The organism is Variovorax soli NBRC 106424, from assembly GCF_001591385.1.
Lineage (GTDB): Bacteria > Pseudomonadota > Gammaproteobacteria > Burkholderiales > Burkholderiaceae_C > Variovorax > Variovorax soli.
On sequence record NZ_BCUU01000157.1, the window covers coordinates 1 to 8,107 of the forward strand.

Annotated in this window: 11 protein-coding genes; 6 read left to right on the top strand and 5 right to left on the bottom strand. The window is 69.4% G+C overall.

The window, feature by feature from the left end:
• Positions 1-222: hypothetical protein (locus tag VSO01S_RS27630; protein ID WP_218002380.1), on the top strand; the 222-nt coding region annotated here is incomplete at its 5' end.
• Here the strand turns inward: VSO01S_RS27630 and VSO01S_RS25165 are convergent.
• Positions 200-433 carry a DUF2789 domain-containing protein gene (locus VSO01S_RS25165; protein WP_068645517.1) on the bottom strand — a complete coding sequence of 78 codons (234 nt, stop codon included), beginning with the start codon at positions 431-433 and terminating at the stop codon, positions 200-202. The genes VSO01S_RS27630 and VSO01S_RS25165 overlap by 23 nt on opposite strands.
• A gap of 30 nt (positions 434-463) precedes the next feature.
• On the opposite strand from VSO01S_RS25165, the gene VSO01S_RS25170 reads away from it, so the two are divergent.
• Complete coding sequence (locus VSO01S_RS25170) at positions 464-1,135, top strand: alpha/beta hydrolase family protein (protein ID WP_068645508.1); 672 nt, start codon at positions 464-466, stop codon at positions 1,133-1,135.
• A gap of 11 nt (positions 1,136-1,146) precedes the next feature.
• On the opposite strand, the gene VSO01S_RS25175 is transcribed toward VSO01S_RS25170, so the two are convergent.
• On the bottom strand, positions 1,147-1,647 hold the full coding sequence (locus VSO01S_RS25175; protein WP_068645509.1) for a hypothetical protein: 501 nt from the start codon (positions 1,645-1,647) through the stop codon (positions 1,147-1,149).
• A 13-nt stretch (positions 1,648-1,660) separates the two neighbouring features.
• A complete protein-coding gene (locus VSO01S_RS25180; RefSeq protein ID WP_068645510.1) occupies positions 1,661-2,056 on the bottom strand; it encodes a RidA family protein in 396 nt (131 codons plus the stop codon).
• 114 nt (positions 2,057-2,170) lie between these two features.
• Between VSO01S_RS25180 and VSO01S_RS25185 the strand changes: the two genes are divergently transcribed.
• The 3 genes from VSO01S_RS25185 (at position 2,171) to VSO01S_RS25195 (ending at position 4,485) form a co-directional block, all read left to right on the top strand.
• Positions 2,171-3,310, top strand: coding sequence for a lipocalin-like domain-containing protein (locus tag VSO01S_RS25185; RefSeq protein ID WP_068645511.1), 1,140 nt, complete (start codon positions 2,171-2,173; stop codon positions 3,308-3,310).
• Between the two features lie 40 nt (positions 3,311-3,350).
• Complete coding sequence (locus VSO01S_RS25190; protein WP_068645512.1) at positions 3,351-4,058, top strand: YceH family protein; 708 nt, start codon at positions 3,351-3,353, stop codon at positions 4,056-4,058.
• A 130-nt stretch (positions 4,059-4,188) separates the two neighbouring features.
• The gene (locus VSO01S_RS25195) at positions 4,189-4,485 is read left to right on the top strand and encodes a hypothetical protein (RefSeq protein WP_153305435.1); all 297 of its coding nucleotides are present in this window, start codon (positions 4,189-4,191) and stop codon (positions 4,483-4,485) included.
• 31 nt (positions 4,486-4,516) lie between these two features.
• Here the strand turns inward: VSO01S_RS25195 and VSO01S_RS25200 are convergent, their stop codons facing one another.
• On the bottom strand, positions 4,517-4,852 hold the full coding sequence (locus tag VSO01S_RS25200; protein WP_068645514.1) for a hypothetical protein: 336 nt from the start codon (positions 4,850-4,852) through the stop codon (positions 4,517-4,519).
• 219 nt (positions 4,853-5,071) lie between these two features.
• On the opposite strand from VSO01S_RS25200, the gene VSO01S_RS25205 reads away from it, so the two are divergent.
• Positions 5,072-7,156, top strand: coding sequence for an AsmA family protein (locus VSO01S_RS25205; RefSeq protein ID WP_084242114.1), 2,085 nt, complete (start codon positions 5,072-5,074; stop codon positions 7,154-7,156).
• Between the two features lie 9 nt (positions 7,157-7,165).
• On the opposite strand, the gene VSO01S_RS25210 is transcribed toward VSO01S_RS25205, so the two are convergent.
• Entirely contained in the window at positions 7,166-8,029 is an 864-nt protein-coding gene (locus VSO01S_RS25210; RefSeq protein ID WP_068645516.1) for a tetratricopeptide repeat protein, read from the bottom strand.
• Positions 8,030-8,107: the final 78 nt, after the last annotated feature.

Genomic DNA, 8,107 nt, shown 5'->3' on the forward strand with positions numbered 1-8,107 from the left:
GGCAAGGACAGCCGCGCCGTCAGCCTGCTGGGCACGCTGGCGGCGCAGGCGCATCGCCTGGGCGGCAGCCATGCCCAGCGCGACGTGCTGCACCTGACGCTGCGCAGCGCCATCGACCGGTTGCGCCGCCCGGTGGCCAAGTGGTGGCAGGCAAGCCTGCCGCAAGCCGCGACGGTGCGCGGGCCCGCAGGCATGCTGGCTATGCCCGCAGCCGCACGTTGAGCTGGTCCACCAGCTCGGCCCAGTCGGCGTCCTCGTCGAACTCCTCGCGCAGGAACTGGGCCTGCGCCGGCGTCCAGAAAGGCGCATCGGCCAGGGCCACGCCGTCGGCCAGGGGCCGGTGCTGGGCAATGAAGGCGTCGATGGCGGCCGCGCTGCTCGGCAGGCCCAGTTGGTCGAACAGGGCGCGCAGGGTATGTTCACTAAGATCCATGCCGCGCATTCTGGCCTCAAAGGTCCTGCCATGAACACCTCCATCCAGCCCATTCGCATCGAGGTCGATGCCGACACGACGGTCTCCGGCCTGCTGCAGGCACCGGCCGGCGCGCGCGCGGCCTATGTGCTGGCCCACGGCGCCGGTGCGGGCATGGACCATGCCTTCATGGCGCAAGCCGCCCAGGGGCTGGCCGAGCGCGGCCTGGCTACCCTGCGCTACCAGTTCCCCTACATGGAGCGCGGCAGCAAGCGCACCGATCCGCCCGCCGTCGCCCATGCGGCGGTGCGCGCCGCGGTGGCGCGGGCCGCGCGGGAATTCGCCGGCCTGCGCCTGTTCGCCGGCGGCAAGTCCTTCGGCGGCCGGATGACCTCGCAGGCCCAGGCGGCCGCGCCCCTGCCGGGGGTCGAAGGCCTGGTGTTCCTGGGTTTTCCGCTGCATCCCGACGGCGCGCCATCCAGCACACGGGCCGAGCATCTGCGCGAGGTGCGCATTCCCATGCTCTTCCTGCAAGGCACGCGCGACAAGCTGGCGGACATCGACCGCATGCGCGCCCTGTCGGCCGAGCTGGGCGAACGCGCCACGCTGGTGGAAATCGCCGAAGCCGACCATTCCTTCCACGTGCTGGTCCGCTCGGGCCGCAAGAACCCCGAAGTGATGCAAGAAGTGCTGGACGGCGCAGCTGGCTGGATGCTGCGCTGAGCGCGAGCCGTTCAACCGCCCTTGAGCCAGGCACCCAGCACCGCGCCCAGCAGGGCGGCGACGGCGGTGGCCAGGGGCAGCCACCAGCGGCGCTCCTTCTGCTGGTCCAGCGCCCGCGAATGCAGGCCGACGGCGGTGTCGATCAGCGAGCGGATGTCGTCGGCCGACAGCGGCTCGCGCGACACGCGCTCCATGCCGGCTTCGCCCAGGGCCAGGCACTCGGCCACCGTGAGGCGCCGCTCCTCGTCGACATGAAAGCGCCGGGGGTACTGGCGGCGCCAGACCAGCGCCGCGCCCTGGCGCTCGCCGTCCAGGCGAAAGAATTCCGGGTGGTCTTCGAAGATGCCGCGCCAGTACGCAGCCTGCCCCGCATCGCCGCTGATGCGTTCGGCCCAGCCGGCGAAATCCTGCCAGTAGAACTTGTAGGTGCCCATCACCTGGATGGCGGCGATGACGTCCGCCAGCCGCCGCGTGTCGGCCAGGTAGGGAGAAAGGGATGTGCCTTGCGCCATGCGGTGCGGCGGCTCAGGCGCCGGCGCGCAGGGCCGTGACTTCGATCTCGATCTTCATGCGCGGGTCGGCCAGGCCCGCCGAGATCATCATGGCCGCGGGGCGCACCTCGCCGAAGTACTTGCGCAGCACCGGCCAGCAAGGTTCGAAATCCTTGGCATCGGGCAGCACGTAGGTCACCCGCACTACGTCGGCCAGGCTGGCCCCCGCTTCGCGCAGGGCCGCGTCGATGTTCTTCAGGCACTGCTCGGCCTGCTGCACCACGTCGTCGGAGATGGTCATGGCGGCATAGTCGAAGCCGGTGGTGCCCGAGACGAACACCCATTCGCCCATGGCCACGGCGCGCGAATAGCCGATCTGCTGCTCGAAGGTGGAGCCCGAGCTGATGAGTCTTCTCTGCCTGGCGGTCATGCGCTGTTTCCTTTCTTCGCGAGGCGCAGATTCTCGCGCACGTGGCCGCCCGCGGCGTCTGCGTAGGCCGACAGTGCTGTCGCCTTTTTGCCTGCACCGCCCTATGCTTGCGCCATGCCAAGAACAAGCCGCCGCCGGCGCCGCAAGATCGTCAAGTATCTCGCCCCGCTGGTGGTGCTCGTGGCCGTGGTGGCCGCCGGTTTCCATTTCCTCGACTGGTCCGAGCAGGGCGCCGTGCCTGCGGCGTCGGCCACACCGGCGGCCGCCCCGGCCCAGCCGCTGGCGGAACGCACGGCCGCCCTGCCCCCCTTGAACCTGCCGGCCGACGATGCGGCCCACGCCTCGGGCATGGAGTGGTGGTACTACAGCGGCATCCTCGATGCCCAGCCGGGCAGCGGACGCTACGCCTTCCATGTGGCGGTGTTCGTGGCCAACTCGCTGATCAAGCACACGGTGATGCACGTCGCGCTGACCGACCTGCAGACCGGCCAGCGACGCGTGCAGCAAAGCCGTACCGGCGGCGTGCCCGCCAAGCTGGCGCAGCAGGGCTTCGATTTCCAGCAGGAGGGCTGGCGCATCGCCGGCTCGGGCGCATCGCATTCGATCAAGGCGGACTTCGACGGCATCGAGTTGGCGCTGCGGTTGCAGGATCAGAACCCGGTGGTGGCGCACCGCGCGGCCGGCTCCGCCACGCCCGGGCTGCTGGACTTCGGCGAGTCGGGCATCAGCTACTACTACTCGCGGCCGCGCATGGCCGCCGAGGGCCAGCTGCGCATCGGCAGGAACGCGCCGCAGCAGGTGCGGGGCCCCGTCTGGTTCGACCACCAATGGGGCGAGTTCGACGTGACCCGCCTGGGCTGGAACTGGCTGGCGCTGCACCTGTCGGACGGCTCGGACGTGATGGTCTACCAGCTGTTCGGCCGCGACGGGCGCGGCATCGTCACCACGGGCACGGTCACCCAGGCCGGCCAGTCGCGACCGCTGGCGCCGGGCGAGGTGGAGCTCACGCCGCAGCGCCGCTGGACCAGCCCGCGCAGCAGGATCGAGTACGCGGTCGACTGGTCTCTGCGCCTGCCCTCCGGCACGTACCGCGTCCAGCCCTTCCTCGACGACAGCGAGTTCGACGCCAGCACCACCAGCGCCAACATCTACTGGGAAGGCCCGGTCAAGCTCAGCGGCAGTGGTCAGGGCGAAGGCTTCATGGAGCTGAGCGGCTACGAACGGCTGAAGCCGGCCCCTGTAGCGAACAGGTAGGGCCAGGCCGGCGGCGGCGGCGCGGCATCACAATTGCCGCATGTCCGCTCTCACCACCCTCCTTTCCCCGCTCGAAATCCGCGTGCTCGGCGTGCTGGCCGAAAAGCAGCGCACCGTGCCCGACAGCTATCCGCTCACGCTCAACAGCCTGCTGGCCGGCTGCAACCAGAAGACCAGCCGCCAGCCCATCATGGAGCTGAGCGAGGCGCAGGCGCAGCTGGCACTCGAAAGCCTCAAGCGCTACAGCCTGGTGACCGAAACCAGCGGCGGCCGGGCCTACCGCTACGGCCACAACATCGATGGCGTGCTGCGCATTCCCTCGCAATCCATCGCCCTGCTGACCGCCCTCATGCTGCGCGGGCCGCAGACCGCTGGCGAACTGCGCATTGCCTGCGACCGGATGCACAACTTCGCCGACATCTCGTCGGTGGAGGCCTTTCTCGATGAAATGGCCGAACGGCCCGCCGGCGCGCTGGTCGTCAAGCTCGCCCGCTTGCCCGGTGCGCGCGAGCAGCGCTGGGCGCACCTGCTGGGCGATGCGCCCTCGGTGCAGGATGCAGCGCCGTCCACGGCGCTCGACGCCGTTTCGCCCGGCCCCGCCGACGTCACACTCGACGAAGTCGCCACGCTGAAGGCGCGCGTGAGCCGGCTCGAGCAGGACCTGGCCGCCACGCGCGCAGCCCTGCAGCGCGTGTGTGCTGAATTGGGTATGCCAAAAGATCTGTGGCCGGAAGGCACCAGTTCCTGAATCCGGCCCACACGCCGTCAAGCCAAAAGCCTACACTGGCCTCGAAAACTGCCAGTAACAGTGCCGGGTGGGCGTGACATCCGGTGACATCACGCTCCACCCAGCGACCTTCCCACAAGGAGGACATGTGATGTTCAGCTTTTTTCAGTTCAACCGGAACAGCCATCTGCGGCGCGCCATGGCCTTGCTCGACGAGGCGCACATGGCACGGCTGGAGCATCAGGCCGCCGCCGAGCACCATGCCGCACTCGCGCGCATGTATGCGGAGCGGGCCAAGCGGCTGGAGCGCGAGATCTACGGCTCGGCCCACCAGAGCCTGGTGGAGTCGGCCGCAGCCACCCCAAAAGTGGCCCATGAGAAGCCCGTGGTCGAAAAGCCAGCCATCTATGCGCTGGACGGCGGCCGCCCGGAGTCGAAGATTTCCTGAGGCAGCCTGACTCGGGCGAAGCGGAAGGCGCCTAGCGCCGCCCGCCTCGCACAAAGGCAATCAGGAGCGCCGTGAGCACGGCGCCGCCGGCCGCGGCCACCAGGGCGGCACGCACCGGCTGGTCGGTCACGTAGTGCTGGCCTTCCCAGCGCAGGCCTTCGAAGAAGCTGCCGGGCGGACGGATCTTCTTGCCGGTGGCATTGACCGCGTCCTGCGCATAAGCGCGTTCCTTGGCCTGGCGCAGGCCCTCTCGCACACTTTCGCGGATGGATGCCGAAGCGAGCGCGTCCGGCATGGTGTCGCGCGAGGGCTGGGCGTAGTTCTTCCCCTCGGGGGCCTGGGCTTGCATGTCCTTGTCGTTGTCCATGTCTCGATTGTCTCTCCAACCGAAAAAGAATTCGGTTCGCGCGGGAAGCAGGAGTTCCATGATTTCCGGCGTCGTGTCCAGCGTCAAGACGACGGCACCTGAAGGACGGCTTCGTCCCACAGGCCCCGTCCCCACGCGCCGACACGGCGCGCCGCAGGCTGCCGCCATCCTGATCGGGCGCACCCCTTCGCTTCTTCGAAGGCAGCGCCAGAACAACTGATGGAAACGATGGAAAGGCCCTCTTCCTTCGCCGGCTCCTTGCGCCGCCATCCCGTCCTCTCGGTGCTTGGCGGCATCGTGCTGCTGCTCCTGGTGGTGGCGGCGCTGTTCGACTGGAACTGGGTGCGTCCGCCCATCGAGCGCTACATCTCGCAAAAGACCCAGCGCGAATTCCACATGGACGACCTGCACGTGCGCCTGGGCCTCGCGCCCACCATCCGCATGCGCGGCGTCTATTTCGGCAATGCGGACTGGTCGAAGGAAGGCAAGCCCATGGCCAAGGCCGAGCAGCTCGAGTTCTCCATTTCGCTGCGCGACCTGCCCGAGAAGTTCCTGATCCCGCGCGTGGCCCTGACGCGGCCCGAACTGGTCTTCGAGCGGCTGCCCGACAACCGCAAGAACTGGATCCTGGCCGAGCCGTCGGAAACGCGGCCCAGCAAGCTGCGCATCAGCACCCTGTCGGTCGACCAGGGGCAGTTGCGCTACATCGACCACGGCGAACCCTTCGAGCTGGACGTGGCGGCCAGCACCTTCGACCCGGCCAAGCAGGAGAAGGCCAAGGACGCCGACAGCCCGCCGGCCAACGAACGCTACAGCACGCGCTACGAATTCAAGGGGCTCTACCACGGCGCCGCGTTCAAGGGCACCGCGCTGACCGGCGAGGTGCTGAGCTTCCAGGAGTCGGGCGTGCCCTTCCCGATCCAGGGCGACCTGCAGGCCGGCACCACCCGCGTGCGGGTGGAGGGCACCATTGCGGACGCCGCCAACATCAGCGGCATCGACACGCAACTGCGCATCGAGGGCAAGACGCTGGCCAACATCTACCCCTTCCTGCTGCTGCCGCTGCCGGCCTCGCCGCCGTACCGGCTCGAGGGGCACCTGGTGCTCAAGGGCAACCGCTACAGCATCGACGACCTGCGCGGGCGCATCGGCTCCACCGACGTGTACGGCAAGGGCGCCTACATCGACAAGAAGCCCCGCCCGCTGCTGCAGGGCGAACTGCACAGCAAGAACCTCGACCTGGCCGACCTGGGGCCGCTGATCGGCATCGAGACGAAGGAGACCGGCGGCAAGCCCCAGCTCACGCAGGCGCAGACGCGCGACCGGCCCACCGCCAAGAGCCGGCAGAAGCGGGTCGACCCGGACCACCTGCTGCCCTCCGGCAGCTTCGACGGCAGCCGCCTGCAGAAGATCGACGCCGAAGTCGACCTGCGGGCCACCCGGCTGAAGGTGCCCAAGGGGCTGCCGCTGGAAGACCTGAAGGCATCGCTGCGGCTGCACGATGCGGTGATGGTGCTCAATCCGGTGGACTTCGGCTTTGCCGGCGGCACCATCGCGGGCAAGGCGCGGCTGGATGCGCGCGCGCCCATCATCAAGTCCGACGTGCAGATCGACCTGCAGGGCATTCAGCTGGGCAACTTCGTTCCCAAGGACAGCGTCATCGCCAAGGGCACGGGCCGTGCGGGCGCCTCCCTGCACCTGACCGGCACTGGCAATTCCATCGCGGATGCGGCGGCCAAGGCCAACGGGCGCATCTCCACCACCGTGGTCAACGGGCAGGTGTCCAACCTGCTCGATGCGGCCAGCGGCCTGAACATTGGCAAGGTGCTGGCGCTGCTGGCCGGTGGCGACAAGGACATCGTCATCCACTGCGGCGGCGCGGTGTTCGACGTGAAGGACGGGCGCGGCCAATCGACCCTGTTCGTGGTCGACACGGAGCAGACGCAGGTGGTGGGCGACGGCTGGTTCAACCTGGCCGATGAACGCTTCGACCTGACGGTGGCCCCCAAACCCAAGGAGGCGAGCCTGCTCTCGCTGCGCACGCCGGTGCGGGTGTATGGCAGCTTTTCCGATCCGAACTTCGAGCTCAAGAAGGGGCCGCTCCTGGCGCGCGGAGCCGCCGTGGCGGCGCTGGCCACCGCCGCACCGCTGGCCGCGCTCATTCCCTTGATCGAGACGGGGCCGGGCCAGGAAACGGACTGCGGCAAGGTGCGCCAGCAGACGCAGCGCGCGGCCAAGCAGGCCACCCTTCCGGCCAAGCGCCAGGGCGCGGCCAAGCCCGACGCCGAATCGCCCAAGCGCTGAAGGTGCGCTTCAGCCGCGCGGCTGCAAGCGCCTGTACGCGCTGAAGTGCCGGATGGCGCTGTGCTTGTCCCCAGCCCGGGCATACAGCAGCGCCGCGTTCTGGTGCGCATCGGCCATGTCGGGCGCCAGGCGCAGGCAGGTTTCGTAGCTCGCCACCGCCTCCTGCACGCGGCCCAGCGCCTCGAGCGCGACGCCGCGGTTGTAGTGCAGCAACGGCGCCTGCGGGCAGTGCCGCACGGCCTGCGCATAGAGCCCGGCCGCCTCTTCGTAGCGATGCGCCTCGCACATGAGGAAGCCCAGGTTGGCGTAGGCGTCGGCATGATCCGGCCAGGCCGCGATCAGGCGCCGGTACAGCGCCTCGGCCGCTGGCGGGTCGGTGGCCTCCAGCGCCTCGGCGCGCTCGTACATCTGCTGGGCGCTTTCATCCAGTTCCGGCGACGCGCAAGGCGCCGTGGCCTTGCCGAAGGCATGGACCGCTGCCGCCGGCGCCGAATGGAAATCCATCATCAGCTGTCCGGTGTCGGCATCCCACTGGGCATCGCCCCAGCGCACCGCCACGCGGTCGCCCACGGCGCCGATGCGCAGGGCGCTGGCCGGGGTATCCAGCGGCAACGCGTTCTTCAGCTGGCGCATCGAGCGCAGGATCTGCCGCGTGGGGATGTCGGCCGCCCGCAACTCCTGCGCCGTGCGCAGCAGCACCACGTCGCGAAAGGAAAAGCGCAGCGCCCTGCCCGCGCGCTCCGGCTGCACGAAACCCAGCTCGACCAGCCGGCCCACGGCATGCCGGGTCAGGCCCAGCATCTGCGTGACGCTGCGCAGGGTGTAGGGATGGGTGCTGTCCAGCGACGCCCGATCGGCCAATGTGCCGGCCACTTACTTCCTGCTGCCGCCGGCCGCCCGCTTGGCCGCCGGCGCCTTGGCGCTGCTGCTGGGCGCGCGCTTGGCGCCCTT